Consider the following 20,746-nt stretch of genomic DNA (forward strand, 5'->3'; position numbering starts at 1 on the left):
TCCCTCCGTTGGCACCGAATAGTGTCATGTCGACTCTACCACTGGATTTATCATGGCCGTTCTGCTACCTTACCAAGTCTTATCTCTGATCGGAGGTGCTCCCTATGACCAAGGAAATTCTTGCGCGCCTTGATGGTGTTCTTTTGAAAGTTTCGGTCAAGGAAGGGCAGGTCGTCAAAGCGCGTGACGAATTGTACGTCGTGGAATCAGTCAAATCGGAACTGTTCGTTCGCGCGCCGTACGATGGAAAAGTCGAGCGGATTCTCCGTTCACCCGGCACGAGTGTTAAGGGTGACGACATCGTCTTGGTGATGAAGACGACGTGAACCGTTCAGCGTAGGTGTAGGAACTATTCGAGCACGCCACGCTCGCCAACACGACCAAAAGGACGCGGCGTCCGATCTTCCTCGGGCGTCCCAGGGCTTCGTAGTGTCGACGGCCTAGCAGCTAGACCGCTGGATGAAAAGCGTTCGGGGCTCAAGAATCAGGAGCTCATATTTAGAGCGGCTGATATTGCCTGGCGCGTGCCGCTGGGAATTGAGGTCGCCGTCCGGGTCTTGGTGTCGACGCATACCCAAACGACGGTCCCTAGCACGGACACGGCGTTGTCCGACTCGCGCTCTATAGAGCCCTCAAAGGTGAGACTGGAATTGCCGATGCGCCCAACGCGCACCCGCGCCACGACGGCCTCGTCGAATCCAAGCGGGCTTTCGTAGGTCAGCTCAGTCTTCTTGACATGGTAGCTACGGCCCTCGGCCCCCGGCACGAAGTGGCCCTCCAATCCAGAATGGCGAAGAAAATCGTTTATGGCGGTCTCGATGTAAGAAAGATAAGCGCCATTGTGGACATGGCCATGCATATCCACGTCCCGGAACGGGATACGAAATCGAGAACTTATTGGATTGGACGAAGAGCCGCTCTGCATGTCAATCTTGGGACGTGCGTTTAGAACTCGATGGATACCATACACTGCGATGCGTTCGGAAGACGAGTATTATCAGCGCGCAATCGTTCGAAATTTCGGGCCGGCCGAGCGCGTAGTCAAAATCGAGACATATCGTCCTCCACCTCTTGCAACTGACCACGTTCTGGTGAGGATGACGCATTGCGCAATCAATCCCTCTGACATTATTACAATCTCTGGCGCGTATGCCCACCGGACTGAACTGCCTTTTGTGCCTGGCTACGAAGGCGTAGGTGTCGTCGAGGCGACCGGCGGTGATTCCTTGCTCAATGTTGGCGACCGGGTTTGGCCTCTGGGTAGTGCTGGCGCTTGGCAAAAATTCAAGGTGACGGACAGCCGGTGGTGTTTTCGCGTTCCCGCAGGCCTATCGGATGAACAGGCCGCCTTCGCCTATGTGAACCCGCTGACAGCCCTGTTGCTGAGTAGGTCGCTTATGTCGTCGCCTGCTTTGCACGTGGCGGTAAACGCAGCCGGATCCGCAATTGGTCGGATTCTGATCAAGTTGGCAAATCGGGTCGGGATACGTCCGATTGCCATCGTGAGAAATCCAAGATCACTTCAGCTTCTTTCCGACCTCAACTTGCGTGTTACCCTTGTGGAACCGGGCGACAGGCTATCGGCTCTCATTGCTGAAGTCACAAGCGGCGCCGGATTGGATATCGTGTTCGACGCGGTTGGGGGCGAGGAGGGGGCGCGACTGGCGTCGGGGCTGCGCGTAAATGGCGTGCACTTGCATTATGGACTGCTGTCGGGGACCCCGCTGCCCGTGTCATTGACCACGACGCGTCCCGATATCGACCTTCGCTTTTTTCGCCTTCGCGACTGGGTACATTTCGTGGAGCGCGGCGAGCTTGCGCGGGAAATGACTGCTGTTTCGAATCTCATTCAATGTGGCGTAGCGGCCACCCCTGTCGAAGCTTGCTACCCTCTTGCCAAGATCGGCCAAGCGCTCGCGCACAATGCTCGTGAAGGTCGTCGAGGCAAAATCCTCGTCACATGCTAGTGTCGTTATGCATCCGTTTGACGCAACAAAAGAGATTGTATATTGAAGGTTGTGCTTTGAGGTTATGCCAACCGAGGTCTTGTTCTATGCTTCGATTTATATCGGCCTTTTTGCTTGTTGTCGGCTTGAGCCTTTCGAGTGCTTCTGCGCAAACGCTACCGCTTCCTTCGGTTTGGAAGAATGCGCGTGGTTCGGAGATGAGGATATGGCCCGGTGCGGCGGCCGGCTCCTTCCGAGGCGTATATACCAACAATGCGGCTGGATTTGATTGCCAAGGTATTCCGTTTGACTTGGTTGGCGAGACCAGCGCGAATGCGGTTAGATTCGTGGTTGTGTGGAAGAACGCCATGAAATCCTGCAACTCTATCACCGCATGGGTCGGAAGCTTGATTGGCAATGATATTCTGAGGACCGGTTGGGAGCTTGCTTATGTGGACAGGAATACCGGCCTTATGAAAACTCTGCGAGGAAGCGACGTTTTTCGTCGGGTGCCGTAGCGGTTGTCGTACGCTCTCCGTTTCCCTCAATACGACTGTGGCCGCAGCGTTATGATTTCGCTGGCCCCGGTGTGAGCGGGCCGCTCAGGTAATTGCTAGATTCCAATCGGAAAGCCCATTGCGATGACACCAAGATCCCGATCCTGGTGAGGGGCAAGACGGACGAAGGGCAAGACGGACACCGGCCAGATCTGAGCCTATGTCCGTGATACTCTTGCGTCAAAAATCATAAAGTCATTCCAATGAGACGAGTTCGTAGTTTTGTTCTGAATGGCGCACCATCTCTGTGATTCTCTACCCCCCGGGGCACCACGTCCCTCGGATCTCGCGACAAGTGCGCCAGACGCGGCTCACTCGACTGTGCCGGCAAGCCGCAGATTCGGCACGCCGACGCCGCGGACGCGGATTGGTGCCGAGAGCTCCGCTCCGCTGACGTCGAGCACGAGGCCATTATCGTCGCGGCGCTGGCGGAATTCGATCGTCCTGCCTGTCTTGCGCCAATCCGACGTCTCGCCATCGTCGACATAGACAAGACCGGAACCACCGCGATCGGGCGCGCCGAACACGATGGCGGTCAGCCCCCTGTCGTCTTCAATCGGAACGATCGAGCCCGCGCGCGCGAACAGCGGTAGCCGGCCCAGAGGCGCTGCCACGGTGATGGTTCGCCCGCCTTCGAATGGCGTCCCGTCATGCCAGTCGTACCAGCCGCCGGGATGAGCGGGCAGATAGACTTCGCGCGTTGTCGCCCCCTCACCGAGAACCGGGGCGACAAGGAGATCGGGGCCAAGCATGAACGCGTCTTCGACGGTCGCAGCAATCGCGTCGAAACCGAAATCCCACAACAGCGGCCGCACCGGCGGCACGTCTTCCACTGCCGCACGCCACATCTGCGTATAGAGATAGGGGATCAAGCTGTGGCGAAGCTCCATGACGGATCGGACTTGCGGGAGCACGCTCGCATGCATCCACGGAGTGTTGACGATGCCGCTCGACTTCCAGGAATTCATCACCATGCGCGGCCACAGCGCGCAGAACTCGACGAAACGGCAGAGCAGTTCCGGTCCCGGCGAAGGACCATGGAAGCCGCCAACGTCGTGGCCGATGTTGTAAAACCCTGATAGGCTCATGTTCAGGCCTTGGGTGAGATTGTAGCGCAGCGTCTTCCAGGCGGTCTCGTTGTCGCCGCTCCAGGTCTGGCCGTAGCGGGCGATGCCGGCGCCGCCGGCGCGCGTGATCGTATAAGGGCGTTTGCCGGGCGCCTGCGCGGCCTGCGTCTCGTAGGCGAGCTTGTGCATCAATAGCGCCTGCGCGGGGCGGGCGAGTGTCTGCGGGAACGGACGGCCGTCGCCGTTGCAGACCGCGTCCTCATCCCAGATCTCGTACTCGTTGTTGTCGCTCCAGACCGCCGTCACGCCATAGGCGAGCAGCGCGTCGCGGATGCCGTCCGCCCAAAACTGCCGGCCTTTCGGGTTGGTAAAGTCGACATGGAAGCCGAGACCATCCCAGAATTGCGCGACCGCCGGCTCGCCGGTCCCACCGTCCGCGACGAGGATGCCGCGCGCCTTGGCTTCGCTGAGTCGGGGATGATCATCGAGCAGGCAGGGCTTGATGTTGGTGACCGGCTGCATGCCCGATGCCTTGAGCCGCGCCATCGTCGCGGCCGGATCGGGGAATTTGTCGCGATTCCAGTTGAAGACGTAGCGACGGTTGCCGATCGAGGTGTAGCCGGAGCCGAAGTGAAAGCTGTCGCAACGGATGCCGTGGCGCCTGCAATCCTCGATGAAGCCGGTGATGCGCGCGTCCGCGTCCGGTGCGTCGGCGATGGTCATCGTCGTCATCGCGAAGCCGAGCGTCCAGCGGGGCGCGAAGGCCTGTCCGCCGGTCAGCCAGGAAAACCGGCGCGTGACCTCTGATACGGTCGGTCCGGCGAGCACGTAATAGTCGAGGTCGCCATCCTCGGCGCGATAGAAGCGGAAGAGGCCGTGGTAATTGTCGATGGTGCAGCCGAGGTCGACCGAGCCAAGCGCGAGATTGTCGTAGAAGATGCCGTGCGCGCCGCGTGCGCCGTCGACGATGAAGAACGGCAGCATCTTGTAGAGCGGATCGGACAGCTCGGCGTCGAAGCCGCAGGGATCGACGGCATCGATCGAAAAGCGCCGGCCGGTGCGATCGAGCGGACCGGCCTTGTCGCCGAGGCCGTAATGGCGCTCGTCTTCATGCCGTTCCATCGCGTGCAGCAACGCATTGCTCTTGCGCGACAGGAGATAAGCCTGGGTCGGGCGGTCCTGCAGGAATGGCTGGTCCTCGCCGTCGCGGTACCAGGCGATGCCGAACGGATCGAGCCGCACGCGTGCGCGAAGACCCGCGGCGGCCAGCGTGACGATGCCGCCGTCCTCCGACGCGGTCGTGGCCGGATTGGCAAAGCCGGAGATGTCGTCGCGCGGCCGGCCCTCGAATGGCGGCTCCATTCGATCGGGCGCGATCGCCCAGCCGCGATCGAGCCGATAGCCCTCCGGCCGGCGCAGGGTGACGCGACCGATGTCGCGCTCGAGAATCGCGATACGCAAGGTGGCGAGCGGGGCCGCCGCCGGCGCGGTCGCGAGGTCGAACAGCGCGGCGTGGCCGTCGAGGCCGCGGAAGCGGCCGTGGGTCAAGGCTTTCATTTGATCAGGCTCCGGAGACGATCACGGCCGGGCGAGAGCCGCGCCGGTTGCGTCGAAGATATGCGAATGGTCGGGTGCGAAGCGGATCGCGACGGCATCGCCGCGGTCAAAGCGCGACTGGCCATTCTGGCGCAGCGTGATCTGCGGCAGGCCGGGAGGCGTGGCATAGATGAAGGTCTCGCCGCCAAGCTGCTCGACCAGATCGACTGTCGCGGCGAGCATGCCCGCATCGGGGACGACGTCGATATGTTCGGGCCGGATGCCGAGCGTCACGCGCGCCCCAGTGGCAAGGCCGGACGCGGTGCGAGGCAACGCGATGTCGCGTTCGCCAACGCTGAGGCGCAGCGTGCCGTCATCGGACAGCACGGTCGCGGGCAGGAAGTTCATGCGGGGAGAGCCGATGAAACCTGCGACGAAGGCGTTCGAGGGGTGGTTATAGAGTTCGAGCGGCGTGCCGACCTGCTCGATGCGGCCGGCTTTGAGCACCACGATGCGATCCGCCAGCGTCATGGCTTCGACCTGGTCGTGCGTGACATAGATCATCGTGCCGCCGATATTGGCATGCAGAGCGGCAAGCTCCTTGCGCGTCGCGACGCGGAGTTCGGCGTCGAGGTTCGACAATGGCTCGTCGAACAGAAAAATCTTCGGATCGCGCACGATGGCCCGGCCAATGGCGACGCGCTGCCGCTGCCCGCCGGAGAGCGCCTTGGGCTTGCGGTCGAGATAGTCCGCCAGACGCAGCATGACGGCGGCGCGGTCGACCCGCGCCGCGATCTCGGACGGCTTCAGTCCCATGTTCTCGAGCGCAAAGCCCATATTCTTGCGGACGCTCATATGTGGGTAGAGCGCGTAAGACTGGAACACCATGGCCAGCCCCCGCTCGGAGGCGGGCAGGTGGGTGACGCGTTCGCCGTCGATATGAATCTCGCCGCTCGTCACGTTTTCGAGGCCGGCGATGACGCGCAGCAGCGTCGACTTTCCGCAGCCCGACGGGCCGACGAAGACGACGAATTCGCCATCCTTCACGGCGAGATCGATGCCGTGCAGCACGTCGATGCTGCCGAAGGATTTTCGCGCGGCGGTGAGTTTCAGGTCAGCCATGATCGATTGCCCGATTGGTCATTTCATTCCCGTCGAGCCGATGCCCGTCGTGATGAAGCGCTGCAGGAACACGAAGACGAGGGCGACGGGGGCGAGCGTCACCACCGTCATCGCGAGGAGGTAGTGCCACTGGGTCTGCAGCTCGCCCTGAAAGGCATTGAGGCCGATCTGGAGCGTGTAGACCTCGGTCTTGGTCAGGACCGCGAGCGGCCACAGGAATTCGTTCCAGCGCCACATGATCGAGAAGATCGAAAGAACCGCCAGGGCCGGCAGGGTCAGCGGCACGACGATGCGCCAATAGATCTGCCACTCGGAAGCCTTGTCCATGCGCGCCGCCTCGATCAGATCCTTCGGCAGCGTCAGCATGTATTGCCGGAGGAGGAACACGCCCGTCGGCGTCGCCGCACCCGGCAGGATCACCGCCCAGAGCGAATTGGAAAGGCCGAGCTCGGTCACCACCAGATAGACCGGCACCAGGATGATGGTCATCGGGATCATCAGCGTTCCGATCACCGCAAGCGTCGCCGCCTGCTTGCCGGGAAACGCGTAGATCGCGAGCGCATAGGCCGCCATGGAATTGATCAGCAGCGTGATCAGCGTGGCGACCACCGTGACGAAGACCGAATTGAACAGGAAGCGGATGAAGGCGAAGCGCTGCAGCGGCTCGGTGTAGTTCTCGGTCGCGAGTGCGACGCGGCGCACCGGTTCGCGCTTGTCGATCGCCACGCGAAACTGTTTTGAGGGATCGGCGGGATCGACCATCTGGGCGACAAGCCCGATGCGCCGAACCTGCGCCAGTTCGCGCACCGAGCCGTCGGGAAGCGTCGTGCGGAACAGCGGCAGCTTCTGGGGTTGGCCTGATACCGTCACTTCGACCTGTGCGAAGGGCAGCAGCGACGGCGGAAACTCCAGGAGCGCACTCTGGGTCTTGAACGATGACAGCACCAGCCACAGCACTGGCCCGAACATCAGCACGACGCCGAGCGCGAGATAGGCATAGGCTGCGATGTCGGTCCAATGCAGCGGCCGTCCGGGGCCGTTGCGACGTTGACCAAGCAAAATCCCAAGGCGCATGGCGGCTACCTCAGATCTCTTTGCGCCGCGCGGCGGCGAATTGCAGGAGCGTCAGGATGAAAAGCACCAGACCGAGCACAACCGACGCGGCGGCGGCGAGACCGAAATTCTGCACCTGGCTGGCGAAGCCGGTCTCGTAGATGTACTGGACGACCATCAGTGTCGCGGTGCCCGGACCGCCGCCGGTCAGCACGAAGACCTCGTCGAAGGTCTGCGCGCCCTTGATGAGCGCGAGCACGATCACGACGATCATGTTCGGCCACAGCAGCGGCAGCTTATGCGTGTCAGCACGCGCCAGCGCGGCGTTGCGTCCATCTCCGCAGCCTCGTAGAGGTCCGCGGGGATCGCCTGCAGGCCGGCGAGCAGGATCAAGGTGTAGAACCCCATATGCGCCCACACCGATACGAACACCGCCCAGAACATCGCCCAGCTGGGATCGACGAAGAACAGGATCTTCTGGCCGCCGAGCGTGGTGATGGCCGCGTTGAGGAGCCCGTCGCGCTGCAGAATCCATTTCCAGATCAGCGCAACGACGACGGGCGACAGCAGGACTGGGAAGAAAAATACCGCGCGGAAAAAGCCGCGCCCGCGGATCTTCATGTTGAGGACCAGCGCGGTGATCAGCGAGAACAGCACCATCGCGGTCACCTGAAATACGACGAACTTTGCCGTATTGGCGACGCCACGCCAGAAGTGATCCTCGCGGCAGCTGGCCGGGTCGAGAAAGGAGCCGCAGTCGAACAGATAGGCGAACTGGTTGCTGCCGACATAGGGACGCTCGGAGGGAAACAGCGCCGAGCCGCCGGTCACCGAGAACACGATGTTGATGCCGATCGGCAGGAACACGAACAGGCCGAAGAATGCGAAGTTGGGCAGCAGGAACACATAGGCCATGCGCCGCACGCCGATCACGCGCTGCAGCCAACGCATCGGCGGATCGAACAGGCGCAGCGCGAGGTCCACGGGCAGGACCGCGACGCGCGCGAGCGCGCCTGCGGCCATGCCGGGCTGCGGGCGGGCAGCGGACGGAGTGTCCGACATCGCGGTGATCCTTCGATCCTGTGAACCCGTCGCCGTCACTTCTTGTTGCGCTCGGCGATCTGCTGCGCGACATCAGCGGTGATGCGCTTCTCGGCGTCTTCGAGGCTCGTTTCGCCTGACACCGCCTGCCCGAGCCGGCTGATGACGGCGTTGAAGATGATCCGGCTGTTGATGTAGCCCTGGGTCCGGTAAGCGAGCGGCGAAACCTGGGCGGCGCTTGCGGTGAAGATCTTCAGCGCCGCGGCGGCTTCGGGGCTCGCCGTCGGATAATCGAGGCCTTTCTTGGCGAGCCCGAGATGGCCGGGCACGAACAGCGAGCGCGCACAGAACTCCGCCAGCACCGGTTCGCTTGCGAGATAATCCATCAGTCGCGCCACTTCCTTGGGATGCTGGGTCGACTTGAAGGCCATGAGAGCGCCGCCGCCGGGCATGCTGCTGCATCCCCCCGGCCCGCAAGGGTTGGGGACCGCCACCCAGTCGAAGGCGTTGTCCACGGTCTTGGCGAACTGGGCGATCTGCCACGATCCGGACAAGTACATGACGACCTGCGCGTTCTTGAATTCGTCGTTGGCGCCGCGATAGGCCGTGCCGGAGACCGAGCCCCACAGCTCCTTCGACATGACGCCGGACTTGTGCCAGTCGTAGACCAGCTGCGCGGCGCGCTTGAAGCCCTCGTCGACGACATCAGGCTCGCCGTTCGCGGCGAAAACCTTCGTGCCTTGCGACACGGCAAGCGCATAGAAGCGATGGCCCGAGCGGTCGAGCGCGAGCGGGAACGGCGCCTGGACCTTGCCCGCAACCTCCTTCACCGCCTTCGCCCAGTCCTCCCAGGTCGCCTTCTCGCCCGGCATCGCGACCCCGGCCTGCTCGAACAGGGTCTTGTTGACGAAGGGGCCGGTGACGGTGAGCTGGGTCATGAAGCCCGGAATGGCCTGCGTGTCGCCCGCCGGGCGCATCCATTCGAGGAAGGGGCCGAAATTCGCCTCCCAATAGCCGGGGTCCTTGAGGAAGGGACGCATATCGAGCGCGAAGCGCGACAAGCCGCCCATATCGACGACACGCGCGATGTCGGGGCCCTGGCCTGAGGCCAGCTGCACCGGCAGATTCTCGTTGACCGCCTTGTAGGGCACCTGATCGAGAACGACGTCGATGTCCTGGTTCTGCTCGTGGAAGCGCTTGAGCAGGTCGGCCATCACCTCGCCTTCGTTGCCGTCCGAGTACCAGGCCATTCGGAGAGTCGTCGTTTCGGCCGCGGCAGGCCCGCCGAGTACGCTGGCGGACAGAAGGGACAGCGCAAGAGACGTGATGACGGGGGTGATGGCACGCATGATCGTTCCTTCCTCCACACTCGCCGGCCCTGCTGGGGCCGCGTGAGACAGGCGCAACGGGTCCGTTCTCCGACGGATCCTTCAGCACCAGACGTTTCCTTCCACATTGGCGTCCGCCCCCGGGGCGGCGGATGCCGTTTTGTCACGCGCTTGGGCGCCCGCTTCCGCTGACGCGGACACCAGGGGCAGACCCAGTGGCGCTCCTAATGGCAAAACGATCTTGGCAAACGTTTGCCAAGCTGTCAATCGTGGTTTAAATCGTCATGGCGGGCCTCGGAAGCAGGCTCAACTGTCGCTATAGGTTGCATTCGGACCAGTCCCCATGGAGGCCGATGCCGGAAGACGTCTCACTTGCCACCGTTGCGGCCCGGGCCGGCGTCTCCGTTTCGACCGTATCGCGGATCGTCAACGGTGAGATGCGCCGCGCCTCCCCGGCGACGGTGGCGCGGGTGCTCGATGCGATCGAGGCGGTCGGCTACCGGCCAAACCCGGTCGGACGGGCGCTCAAGAGCGGACAAAGCCAGCTTGTGGCGATGATCGCGGCCAATCTCGACAATCCGGCCATGGCGACCATCGCGAGCTCGACCGAGGCCGCATTGCGCGAGGCCGGCTATGTCATGGTCCTGTGCGATACGCACGACCGACCCGAACTTCAGGACGAATATCTCTACGCGATGCGGGCGCAGATGGTGCGCGGCTATGTTCTCGTTGCGGCCGTCGCCAGCCCCGGGTTGAGCGAGTTGTCCGCGTCCGGCGCCCCGACGGTCTTCGTGACCCGCCGCAATCCAAGCGGCAATGGTCCGTTCGTCGGTATCGACGATTCCGCAGCCGGCGCGGCCGTCGCCGACCACTTCGCCGATCTCGGACGGCGCGCCCCGGCCGTCGTTTTTCCGCGGCTGGGCTCGTCCGCATCGCGCGACCGTGTGTCGGGCTTCCTGGCCAGACTGCGGGAGCGTGGATGGTCCGACGACGCGATCATCCGGGCCGATGGAGACGGGCGATCGCATCTGCAGATAGGCTACGATGCCGGTGCGCGAATTTTCGGCGGCCGCGACAGGCCGGACGCCATCCTCTGCGTGAGCGACCAGATCGCCTATGGCGTGAACCGGCGCGCGCTTGAACGCGGCCTGAAAATCCCCGGCGATTGCGAACTGGTCAGCATCGACGGCACGCCTCTCAACCAATGGGTTGCACCCTGGCTGAAGTCGATCGAAATCCCCTACGCCATCTACGGGGCGGAGATCGTCGCGGGCCTGCAATTGATCTGGCGCGGCGAAGCTTTCGGCGAACGCCTGCTACCCTACAAGTTCGGCTGACACGCGAACGTTCATGGTTTGCCACAGGACGCGCGTCCGACTATCCTCCAGGTTGTAGCGTCTGCACATGAATTGCCGAGCGGCGCTTCGACGGCAACAATCCGCTGGCACCTGCAACATCTTGGGTTTCGCCGGTGGGAATCACGGACAGCATGGAAGCCACCGCACTTGACCTCGGCCTGCGCGGCGCAGTTGCCGGTCTTTTCCTGATGATGGTGGTCGTAACCCTGGGGCGTGTTCGCCCGCTGGATACGATCAAATGGCTCAGCGTCGCCATGGCCGCTTCGGGCGCGCTCTACGCAATCGTGACGGCACCGTTCGTGCCGAAGGCAGCGGTCTGGTGGATCATGCCGGTCCTCGGCGCCAATCCGGTGCTCGTATGGTTGTGGGCGCGTGCGAGTTTCGACGACGATTTCGTGGTTCGGCGCTGGCACGGCGCCCTGTGGCTGGCCGTCGTCGCCGTCTGGTTCTCGGTGATCTTCACCTGGACGACGTGGCCGATATTCGCCAAGGCAGGCGTTCGATCGATGTCGATGCTGGCGATTATCCTGTCGCTCTCCGCAGCCGTGCAGACGGTCAGGACGTGGAAGACCGACCTTGTCCCCGGCCGGCGCCGGCTGCGGCTCGCAGTCCTGATTCTCGCGCTGCTCATTGTCGTCTTGCTGTCCGTCCCGGACCTGACCTCGATCTCGGCCAGGAGCGTCGGCATATCAGCCAGCCTGGTCGCATCGGCCGGTCTGCTGGCCATCGCGGCACTCGCCGGATGGGCCCTGTTCCATCCGCCGCCGGCCGTCCCCGTGATGGCAGCGACGACTACCTCCGAAACTGCGGATCGGATGCTTCCGATCAAAGCGGCCGGCGGCCGTCGCGATGCCACAGCGTCGCTGCTGTTGCGCCGGCTCGACATCTTGATGACGGTCGAACGGATCTATCGGCAGGAAGGTCTCACCATCGGCGCCCTCGCGGCCAAGCTCGACCTGCCGGAATACCGGCTCCGCCAGGCCATCAATGAGGGCCTCGGCTATCGCAACTTCAATGCCTTTCTCAACCGTTATCGCATCGACGAGGCCAAGGCGGCGTTGTCCGATCCGGATCAACGGGACGTTGCGGTGCTGACGATCGCCATGGACGCCGGTTTCCAGTCGATCGGACCGTTCAACCGTGCGTTCAAGGCGGAAGTCGGCCTGACGCCGACCGAATTCCGTCGCGATGCGCTGGCCCGGTCGGCGGCCATGGCGTTGGAAAAGATGGCCTCGGAAAAGATGGCCTCGGAAAAGATGGCCTTGGAAAACGACGAAAACTTCAGAATCGGCCAATCCCGTTGAAAATCGGCTAGCCGAATTCTGTATCGGGCGAGAGAGCGCTTGCCGGACCGGACAAGCTCTCGAGATGGATGACAGGACGCGCTCGCTCCGCTCGCTCATGATCGACCGGCCCCCGCCGGCCGGGCCTTCGTCGCGGCCGCGACGATGGCTGCTTCGGGCCATCGGGAGTTTGATCGTCCTGATCGGGCTGGGAAGCGGCGTGGTGCTTTGGCTCGGCAGCCCGATACAGCCGGCGCAGGCACCAGCCGTCGAGGGACCGTCTCCTCAGCTCGTCCGGTCCGACAATACGGTTCAGAGGAGCGTGGCGCTTGCGCCTGGCAGCACGGGCAGCCTGATCGCGTCCGGCTATGTCGTGGCCCGCCGCAAGGCCACCATCGCGGCCGAGGTCACCGGCAAGGTGGTCGAGCTCCTGGTCGATGAGGGCATGGTGGTGCAGGCAGGCCAGGTTCTCGCCAGGCTCGACGATGTCCTCGCCGACAAGGATTACGCGCTGGCGCAGGCGCGCGCCGAGGCTTCGGAAGCGGCCGCGGCCGCCATTGCCGCCGACCTCGCCGACGCCGAGCGAATCCTCACGCGTACCCAGACGCTGTCGGGGAAGAACTATGCCACCGAGGCCGATCTGACCAAGGCGCAGGCGAGAGCCGGCGTGCTGCGGGCCCAGCTCCACCAGGCGGAGGCGCAGCTGGCGGCGGCCCGGCTCGAGGCCCAGCGCTACGGCGAGGTGCTCGGCAAGCACCGGATCCGCGCGCCGTTCGCCGGCGTCGTGGTCGACCGCAGCGCGCAACCCGGCGAGATGATCTCGCCGCTGTCGGCCGGCGGCGGCTTCACCCGCACCGGCATCTGCACCATCGTCGACATGGACTCGATCGAGGTCGAGGTTGACGTCAACGAAGCCTCGATCGGCCGCCTGCATGCCGGCACCCGCGTCGAGGCCGTGCTCGACGCTTATCCGGACTGGCGCATCCCGGGCGCCGTCATCGCCATCGTGCCCACCGCCAATCGCGAGAAGGCAACCGTCAAGGTCCGCGTCGGCATGGACGTGAAAGATGCGCGCATCCTGCCTGATATGGCGATCAAGGTCACATTCCTGGACGACGGCGCGCCCAACGCGGCGCGATCCGATTCCCCTTAAGGCACGCGGGAGCAAGATCCATGTTATCGCCGACCGATCCAATCGACCCGATGATCGACATCGTCGACCTGTGCAAGCGGTTCACCAAGGGGAAGGAGACGATCACCATCTTCGATGGTCTCAACCTCGCCATTCCACGCGGCGATTTCGTCGCGGTGATGGGACCCTCGGGATCCGGCAAGACCACCCTGCTCAACCTGCTCGGTGGCATCGACCGGTCCGACGCCGGCGAGATCGAGGTCGCAGGTGAGCGTCTTGATCGCCTGTCCGAGAGCGAGCTTTCGCGCTGGCGCGCATCGCATATCGGCTTCATCTTCCAGTTCTACAATCTGATGCCGATGCTGACCGCGGCGCAGAATGTCGAATTGCCGCTGCTGCTGACGCGGCTCGGCCGCAAGGAGCGGCGCCAGCGGGTCGAGACCGCGCTCGGCGTGGTCGGGCTCGCCGAACGGGTCAAGCACTATCCCAAGGAAATGTCGGGCGGGCAGCAGCAGCGCGTCGCCATCGCGCGCGCCATCGTCTCCGATCCGGCGCTGCTGCTCTGCGACGAGCCGACCGGAGATCTCGATCGCACCACCGCCGACGAGGTGCTGTCGATCCTGCAAGTGCTCAACCGCGATCTCGGCAAGACCATCGTGATGGTGACCCACGATCCGGCGGCGGCGCAATACGCCAGGCGATCGCTGCATCTCGACAAGGGCCACTTCATCGAGAAGGAGCTCGCGGCGTGAACGATCTGGTCCTGATCCGCAAGAATCTGTTCCGCCGGAAATTGCGGGCCATCCTGATGATGGTCTCGATCCTGATCGCGTTTGCGATCTTCGGCGTGCTGGCGAGCTTCGAGCGCGCCTTCAACGCGGGGCAAGACCGCGCCACGCCCGACCGCCTGGTGGTCCTCAACAAGATCAACTTCACCCAGCCCTTGCCGATCTCCTACTACAATCGCGTCGCCGCCATCGACGGCGTCGCCCAGATCACCCATTTCAGCTGGTTCGGCGGCTACTACCAGGAGCCGAGGAACTTCATCGCTGCCTTCGCGGTCGATCCCGAGAACTGGATGAAGCTTCGCGACAGCGACTTCGTGTTCTCACCCGGGGCGCGCGCCGCCTTCATCCGCGAGCGAACCGGCGTTCTGGTCGGAGCGCGCCTGATGGAGAAGTGGGGCTGGAAGGTCGGCGATCATATTCCGATCTCGAGCAGCATCTGGTCGCAAAGGAACGGCTCGCACGCCTGGGACTTCATCATCGTCGGCAGCTTCACTGCCCGCATTCCGCAGGCCGACACCAACGTCATGGTGATGGGCTACGACTATTTCAACGAGACCCGCTCGTTCGGCAAGGACCTGATCAACTGGCTGGCGCTGCGCACCACGTCGGTGGCCGCGAACGAGCGCGTGATCGACGCCATCGACGGGATGTTCGCCAATTCGCCCTACGAGACCACGACCGACAGCGAGAAGGCCTTCAACAAAGCGTTCGCCGCCCAGCTCGGCAACGTCGCCCTGATCGTCGAGCTGGTGGTCGGGGCCGCCTTCGTGACCATCCTGATGATCGTGGGCAACACCATGGTGATGACGGTGCGCGAGCGCACCAGCGAGATCGGCGTGCTGAAGACGCTCGGCTTTTCCGGCGGCCGCATCCTGCGCATGGTGCTGGGGGAATCGATCCTGCTGGCGTTGCTCGGCGGCCTGCCCGGCCTCGGCGTCGCGCTGCTTCTGATCACGCGGGTGCGCGATAGCCTGATGAGCTTCGTTCCAACGCTATCGTTATACCCCGATATCGCAGCGGCGGCCGTGGGATTAATGGTTGTGTTCGGCATCATCACGGGCCTGGTGCCGGCGCTCAACGCGATGCGCCTCAATATCGTCACTGCGCTCGGACGGAGTTGACCCGATGCGCTCGATGATCCTGCAGATCCTGGCGGTCACCGCCATCAATCTCAAGAGCCTGCCGCAGCGGCTGTGGCTGTCGCTGGCGACGGTGATCGCGGTCGGCCTCGTCGTCACGGTCCTTCTGGCGTTCCTCTCCATGGCCAACGGCTTCAGGCGCACCATCGCGGATTCCGGCGCGGAGGACATCGCGGTCGTGCTGCGCAGCGGCGCGGTTTCGGAGATCAACAGCGTGGTGTTGCGCGACCAGGCCCGGCTGATCGAGGACGGCCCCGGCATTGCGAGGGGATCCGACGGCAAGCCGCAGACCTCGGGCGAGCTCTATCTGACCGTCAATGGAATCAAGCGCAGCACCGGGACCAAGGCCAGCCTGCCGCTGCGCGGCCTCGGCCCGCAGGGCCCGGGCTTGCGCCGCGGCGCCGTCATGATCGCGGGCCGGATGTTCAATCCGGGCAGCAACGAGATCATCGTCGGCAGGGCGCTGGGCAAGGAATTCGAGGGCTTCGAGCTCGGCCAGACGGTGACGTTCAACAATGTCAGGTGGACGGTGGTCGGAATCTTCGGCACCGACGGCAGCGTGTTCGAATCGGAAATCTGGGCAGATCTCCCGGTGCTGCAGAGCCTGTTCAACCGCGCCGGCGCCGTCCAGACCGTGCGGGCGCGGTTGACCAGTCCGGCGGCGATCGAGACGCTGCGCGCCTACAGCGACAACGATCCACGTCTCAAGCTCGACGTGATGTCCGAGGCCGCCTATTTCGCCCAGCAGGCGTCGAACACGTCGGACCTGATCCAGAGGCTCGGCTGGCCGCTGGCGATCGCGATGGCGTTCGGCTCGCTCGCCGGCGCGCTCAACACGATGTACTCCTCGGTCGCGGCGCGGGCGACCGAGATCGCGACCCTGCGCGCCATCGGGTTCGGCGGCTTTTCGGCGTTCGTCGGCACGCTGGTGGAGTCGCTGATCCTGGCTGCGATCGGCGGAATGATCGGCGCCGCAGCCACCTATCTGGTCTTCGACGGCTTCACCGCCTCGACCATGGGCGCAAGCTTCAGCCAGGTGGTGTTCAACTTCGAGCTCAGCCCGCGCCTGATCGGCCAGGGCCTGTTGCTCGCGCTCGCCGTCGGCTTGTTCGGCGGATTGTTTCCCGCCGTCCGCGCCGCCCGCATGCCGATTGTCGCCGGGCTCTATGGCTGACTCGCGACCTGCCCCACCTTCTTCCGCTGCCCCAAATATCGCAGCGCCAGCTTGATGAAATTGTGCACCACCATCGAGGTCTCGTCTTCCCGAAATACCAGGAACACGTCGGCGGCGGGCGGGGAGGGGCGGATGGGGCGAAAGGCGATGTCTGACGTCGTGAAGCGCGCGATCGACTGCGGCACGAGCGCGACGCCGAAGCCGGCTGCAATCAGGCTCGGGATCGACTGCGCGTCGACGACCTGCTGGGACACCTTTGGCAGGAAGCCGGCATCGACACAGCAGCTCTGCACATAGCGCGCGAAATCGGAGCTGTCGGGGTCGAGCACGACGTGATCCTCCGACGCCAGCTCGGAAAGCGCGACGCGCTTGCGCCTTGCCAAGGGGTGAGTGCGGGGGACGGCGAGAACGACTTCTTCCCGCCATGCCAGTCTGCTGGTGAGGTCGCGCTCGGTGGGCACGCCGCGGATGAGCGAGATGTTGGTGGTCCGGTTGAGCAGGGCCGCGATCTGCAGAGCCGGTGCCTGTTCGTGCACGGTCATCTTCACCAACGGCGCGACCTGCCGGTAGGCCGCAAGCAGCTCGGCGAGAGGACCGCGCAGGATGGACCCGGTCGCGCCGAGATCCAGCGTTCCCACCAGGCCGGCGCCGATCGAGCGCACCTCGTCTTCCGCTGACTTGACCTGTTGCAGGATGGCGCGGCCGCGCAGCAGCATCGCTTCGCCAGCCTGCGTCAGCTCCACCTTGCGGCTGGTCCGGTAGAGCAGCGGCGTGCCAAGCTCGGCCTCGAGGGCCTGGATATGCTGGCTCAGCGGCGGCTGCGACAGGTTCAGCCGCCGCGCGGCGAGGGTGAAGCTGCGCTCTTCGGCCACCGCGATGAAGTACCTGACCTGGCGAAGATCCATAGCGAAAACCTATCAATCGTGTCGTTCTATATATTGGACTTGATGTCGTGCCTGGTCAACGAATGACCGATGCAGCCGTCGTCCGCCCTGAAAGCGGCCAGTAGCCCTGCACGCAGCGCGTCGCGGCGCCAACGACAATAATGGCGAAAGGCTCAAGTCGCCGACCAAGCCAGACCGACACCAATCCCGCCAGCCGAGGAAAGCCATGCCCAGGATCTTCAAGTCACTCTTCTTCCAGGTCGTCGTCGCACTCGCGCTCGGCATTGGGCTCGGCATGGCCTATCCTGATACGGCCTTGCAGATGAAGCCGCTCGGCGACGGCTTCATCAAGCTGATCAAGATGCTGGTGCCCGTCATCGTGTTCTGCGTCGTGGTGCACGGAATTTCGGCGGCGGGAGACCTTTCGAAGGTCGGCAGGGTCGGCATCCGCGCGCTGCTCTATTTCGAGATCGTCACCACAATTGCGTTGGTGTTCGGCATCGCGCTCGCCTATTACTTCCAGCCCGGCGCCGGAATGAACATCGATCCCGCGACGCTCGATGCCAAGGCGCTCAGCGGCTTCAGCCAGACCGCGGCCCAGGTCGCCGGCGGCGGCGTCTCCGAGTTCCTGATGAAGCTGATTCCGGGAACGATCGTCGGCGCGTTCAGCTCCGGCGATGTGCTGCAGGTGCTGATCGTCTCGATCATGTTCGGCTGCGCGGTGTCGTTGTGCGGCGAGCGCGCAAGGCCGGTGGTCGATTTCATAGAGCGCGTCAACGAGATCATCTTCAAGATGATGAATTTCGTCGTCCGCCTCGCTCCGATCGGCGTGTTCGGCGCGATCGCGTTCACCGTGGGGAAGTACGGCATCGGTTCGCTGAAACAGCTCGGCGGCCTCGTCGGGCTGTTCTACCTGGCGGTGGTGCTGTTCGTGGTGGCCGTGCTCGGATCGATCATGCGGCTGTCCGGCTTCAGCCTGTTCAAGCTGCTGGCGTACTTGCGCGAGGAGCTGATGATCGTGCTCGGCACGGCCGCCGGTGACAGCGTGCTGCCGCAGACCATGCGCAAGCTCGAGCTGCTCGGGATCAAGCGATCGACCGTCGGCCTCGTCATCCCGACCGGGTACTCGTTCAACCTCGATGCGTTCTCGATCTATCTGACCCTGGCGGCGGTGTTCATTGCACAGGCGACCAACACGCCGCTGGCTCTGGGTGATCTTCTGGCAATCCTCGGCGTCGCGCTGCTCACCTCCAAGGGGGCCCATGGCGTCCCCGGCTCGGCGATCGTCGTTCTCGCCGCGACGCTGTCGGCTATCCCGGCCATCCCGGCGATCGGCCTCGTGCTGATCCTGTCGGTGGACTGGTTCATCGGTATTGCTCGCGCGCTCGGCAACTATGTCGGCAACTGCGTCGCGACGGTCGTTGTCGCCGCATGGGAAGGCGACCTCGATCGCGCCAGGGCGCATCGCATCCTGGACGGCGAGATCGATCCTCAGACCTTGCAAGCCGAACCTCATGGTGCGACTGCTCCCGTCGCGGGGCTGCAAACGCTCTGAGTACCGAAACGGTTGAGGTTGGTGATGGTAAGGCTTTCGATTGAGCCGCTGACGAAGCAGGCATTCGCGCCGTTCGGCGAGGTCATCGAAACGGACGGGGCGATCCCCCTGTCGATCAACCAGGGTTTCGCTGAGCGATTCAACGACCTCGCCGAGATCGATGTCGCTGCTGAAGGCGGACAGACCAATATCAGCTGGTTTGTCGCCTCCTTGCGTCCGGCGCCCATTGCCATCCGCCTGATGGAGCGCCATCCGCTGGGAAGCCAGCTGTTCATGCCGCTCAATGGCGCGGACTGGCTGGTCGTCGTTTGCACGGACCCGCGCAAGCCTGAGAGCTATCGGGCGTTCGCGGCGACGGGCCAACAGGGCGTGAACTATGCACGCAATTGCTGGCACCATCCGCTTCTGGTGCTCAAGGCCGCAAGCCCGTTCCTCGTCGTCGACCGCAAGGGCGACGGCAACAATCTCGAAGAATATTGGCTGGACGAGACCATGCAGCTCGACCTCATGCCTGACCGCCACGAGGCCTGACGATGTCATCGCGCACCTATCACGTCCCGCAGGGCGGCCTGCCGCCGCAGACGGATCTCCTCAGCGGCCGCGCCGTCTTCACCACCGCCTACGCCGTCATACCGAACTGCGTGCAACGCGATATCGTCGTCAGCCATCTGCCGCATTGGGACAACAGCCGTGTCTGGGTGCTGGCGCGGCCGCTCTCCGGCTTCGCCGAGACGTTCTCCCATTACCTCATGGACATCGGGCCGAACGGAGGTAGCGAAATTCCTGAGCCCGAGAAGGACGCCGAGGGTGCGCTCTTCGTCGCGGGCGGGCAAATCACGCTCAAGCTGGCCGGCAAGGAACGAGAGCTGAAGGCTGGCGGTTTCGCTTATCTGCCGCCGGGATACGCCTGGAGCCTGCGCAATCGCGGGACGGCACCGGCGCAACTGCACTGGATCCGCAAGCTGTACCAGCGCGTGCCTGGTCTGGCCGACCCAGAGCCGATCGTGGCCAATGAAGACTCGATGACACTGGTGCCGATGCCCGATACGGACGGGCGGTGGGCCACCACACGCTTCATCGATCCCTCGGACATGCGCTATGACATGCACATCAACATCGTGACGTTCGAACCGGGAGCAACGATCCCCTTCACCGAGACGCATGTGATGGAGCACGGGCTGTACGTCCTCGAAGGCAAGGCGGTCTATCGCCTCAATCGCGATTGGGTGGAGGTGGAGGCCGGCGATTACATGTGGCTGCGCGCGTTCTGCCCGCAGGCCTGCTACGCCGGCGGCCCCGGCCGCTTCCGCTATCTGCTCTACAAGGACGTTAACAGGCACATGAATCTGCGGCAGGGCGCGCCGCTGATTTGACGTGGTGTGCGCCGGCGGCTGTCGTCAGCGCTCCCGCAGCCCGTCTCTGGCACTCCCCTTGCTCAGTCCGCACCAAAGCCAGGCCTCATCGGAGAGGCCGTTTCAGGTTGAGGCAAGCGATGCAGGCAATGTCCCGTTCTGGTGCAATTGGAGAGCTCAAGCTCGACGCGTTGATCGCCGATTTGTGGTGGCGCGTTCGGCTGCTCAACACCGACATTCTGGAGGAAGAGGCCAAGGCAGGGGTGTTTGACCCGCAACAGCCTACCTATCCGCCGCTCGCGGCCAGCCTTCGCGCGCGACGCGACAATCTGGTCGCGACGATCGGCATGCTCGAGCAGCGCGCGGCGTCGGCACACGAGGCCGCCTGAGAGCCGGCCTCGCTCCCCTTCCCGCCCTGCCTTCGTCAGGTC

The 20,746-nt window shown here is 63.9% G+C and carries 19 protein-coding genes and 1 pseudogene; 13 read left to right on the forward strand and 7 right to left on the reverse strand.

Annotated features, from left to right (window positions below; translation table 11 throughout):
* Positions 1-104 precede the first annotated feature (104 nt).
* Positions 105-326 carry a biotin/lipoyl-containing protein gene (locus tag XH80_RS41700; RefSeq protein ID WP_271603649.1) on the forward strand — a complete coding sequence of 74 codons (222 nt, stop codon included), beginning with the start codon at positions 105-107 and terminating at the stop codon, positions 324-326.
* 158 nt (positions 327-484) lie between these two features.
* Here the strand turns inward: XH80_RS41700 and XH80_RS41705 are convergent, their stop codons facing one another.
* The gene (locus XH80_RS41705) at positions 485-925 is read right to left on the reverse strand and encodes an acyl-CoA thioesterase (RefSeq protein ID WP_271603650.1); all 441 of its coding nucleotides are present in this window, start codon (positions 923-925) and stop codon (positions 485-487) included.
* A 49-nt stretch (positions 926-974) separates the two neighbouring features.
* Between XH80_RS41705 and XH80_RS41710 the strand changes: the two genes are divergently transcribed.
* On the forward strand, positions 975-1,967 hold the full coding sequence (locus tag XH80_RS41710) for a zinc-dependent alcohol dehydrogenase family protein (RefSeq protein ID WP_271603651.1): 993 nt from the start codon (positions 975-977) through the stop codon (positions 1,965-1,967).
* Between the two features lie 86 nt (positions 1,968-2,053).
* Positions 2,054-2,464 carry an avidin/streptavidin family protein gene (locus XH80_RS41715; protein WP_271603652.1) on the forward strand — a complete coding sequence of 137 codons (411 nt, stop codon included), beginning with the start codon at positions 2,054-2,056 and terminating at the stop codon, positions 2,462-2,464.
* A gap of 350 nt (positions 2,465-2,814) precedes the next feature.
* Here XH80_RS41715 and XH80_RS41720 read toward each other — a convergent pair whose 3' ends face one another.
* The 5 genes and pseudogenes from XH80_RS41720 to XH80_RS41740 all read right to left on the reverse strand — a co-directional run bounded on the left by XH80_RS41720 (position 2,815) and on the right by XH80_RS41740 (position 9,671).
* Entirely contained in the window at positions 2,815-5,127 is a 2,313-nt protein-coding gene (locus XH80_RS41720) for a glycoside hydrolase family 31 protein (protein ID WP_271603653.1), read from the reverse strand.
* 21 nt (positions 5,128-5,148) lie between these two features.
* Positions 5,149-6,231: an ABC transporter ATP-binding protein gene (locus XH80_RS41725; RefSeq protein WP_442868547.1), complete on the reverse strand. Its 1,083-nt coding sequence runs from the start codon at positions 6,229-6,231 to the stop codon at positions 5,149-5,151.
* Positions 6,232-6,246: 15 nt separating this feature from the next.
* Positions 6,247-7,302: a carbohydrate ABC transporter permease gene (locus XH80_RS41730; protein ID WP_271603655.1), complete on the reverse strand. Its 1,056-nt coding sequence runs from the start codon at positions 7,300-7,302 to the stop codon at positions 6,247-6,249.
* Between the two features lie 10 nt (positions 7,303-7,312).
* Positions 7,313-8,343, reverse strand: a pseudogene (locus XH80_RS41735) (carbohydrate ABC transporter permease).
* A gap of 35 nt (positions 8,344-8,378) precedes the next feature.
* On the reverse strand, positions 8,379-9,671 hold the full coding sequence (locus XH80_RS41740; RefSeq protein ID WP_271603656.1) for an ABC transporter substrate-binding protein: 1,293 nt from the start codon (positions 9,669-9,671) through the stop codon (positions 8,379-8,381).
* A 332-nt stretch (positions 9,672-10,003) separates the two neighbouring features.
* Here XH80_RS41740 and XH80_RS41745 point away from each other — a divergent pair, with 332 nt between their 5' ends.
* From XH80_RS41745 to XH80_RS41770, 6 genes are all read left to right on the forward strand, one after another.
* Positions 10,004-10,987 carry a LacI family DNA-binding transcriptional regulator gene (locus XH80_RS41745; RefSeq protein WP_271603657.1) on the forward strand — a complete coding sequence of 328 codons (984 nt, stop codon included), beginning with the start codon at positions 10,004-10,006 and terminating at the stop codon, positions 10,985-10,987.
* A 152-nt stretch (positions 10,988-11,139) separates the two neighbouring features.
* Positions 11,140-12,312, forward strand: coding sequence for a helix-turn-helix domain-containing protein (locus tag XH80_RS41750; protein WP_271603658.1), 1,173 nt, complete (start codon positions 11,140-11,142; stop codon positions 12,310-12,312).
* A gap of 64 nt (positions 12,313-12,376) precedes the next feature.
* The gene (locus tag XH80_RS41755) at positions 12,377-13,444 is read left to right on the forward strand and encodes an efflux RND transporter periplasmic adaptor subunit (protein WP_271603659.1); all 1,068 of its coding nucleotides are present in this window, start codon (positions 12,377-12,379) and stop codon (positions 13,442-13,444) included.
* A gap of 20 nt (positions 13,445-13,464) precedes the next feature.
* Positions 13,465-14,175, forward strand: coding sequence for an ABC transporter ATP-binding protein (locus XH80_RS41760; RefSeq protein WP_442868541.1), 711 nt, complete (start codon positions 13,465-13,467; stop codon positions 14,173-14,175).
* A complete protein-coding gene (locus XH80_RS41765; protein ID WP_271603660.1) occupies positions 14,172-15,332 on the forward strand; it encodes an ABC transporter permease in 1,161 nt (386 codons plus the stop codon). The genes XH80_RS41760 and XH80_RS41765 overlap by 4 nt, the downstream gene beginning before the upstream one ends.
* A gap of 4 nt (positions 15,333-15,336) precedes the next feature.
* Positions 15,337-16,524, forward strand: a complete 1,188-nt coding sequence (locus tag XH80_RS41770) for an ABC transporter permease (RefSeq protein WP_271603661.1) — start codon at positions 15,337-15,339, stop codon at positions 16,522-16,524.
* Here the strand turns inward: XH80_RS41770 and XH80_RS41775 are convergent.
* Complete coding sequence (locus XH80_RS41775; protein WP_271603662.1) at positions 16,515-17,429, reverse strand: LysR substrate-binding domain-containing protein; 915 nt, start codon at positions 17,427-17,429, stop codon at positions 16,515-16,517. The two genes, XH80_RS41770 and XH80_RS41775, sit on opposite strands and share 10 nt — an antisense overlap.
* Positions 17,430-17,634: 205 nt before the next feature.
* Between XH80_RS41775 and XH80_RS41780 the strand changes: the two genes are divergently transcribed.
* The 4 genes from XH80_RS41780 to XH80_RS41795 all read left to right on the forward strand — a co-directional run bounded on the left by XH80_RS41780 (position 17,635) and on the right by XH80_RS41795 (position 20,704).
* Positions 17,635-18,963 (forward strand): C4-dicarboxylate transporter DctA, encoded by a 1,329-nt coding sequence (locus XH80_RS41780; RefSeq protein ID WP_271603663.1) that lies wholly within the window; start codon positions 17,635-17,637, stop codon positions 18,961-18,963.
* Between the two features lie 24 nt (positions 18,964-18,987).
* Positions 18,988-19,494, forward strand: coding sequence for an ureidoglycolate lyase (locus XH80_RS41785; RefSeq protein WP_271603664.1), 507 nt, complete (start codon positions 18,988-18,990; stop codon positions 19,492-19,494).
* A 2-nt stretch (positions 19,495-19,496) separates the two neighbouring features.
* Positions 19,497-20,336, forward strand: coding sequence for a bifunctional allantoicase/(S)-ureidoglycine aminohydrolase (locus XH80_RS41790; protein ID WP_271603665.1), 840 nt, complete (start codon positions 19,497-19,499; stop codon positions 20,334-20,336).
* Between the two features lie 107 nt (positions 20,337-20,443).
* Positions 20,444-20,704 (forward strand): hypothetical protein, encoded by a 261-nt coding sequence (locus tag XH80_RS41795; RefSeq protein ID WP_442869211.1) that lies wholly within the window; start codon positions 20,444-20,446, stop codon positions 20,702-20,704.
* Positions 20,705-20,746: the final 42 nt, after the last annotated feature.

The organism is Bradyrhizobium sp. CCBAU 45384, from assembly GCF_028128665.1.
GTDB lineage: Bacteria > Pseudomonadota > Alphaproteobacteria > Rhizobiales > Xanthobacteraceae > Bradyrhizobium > Bradyrhizobium manausense.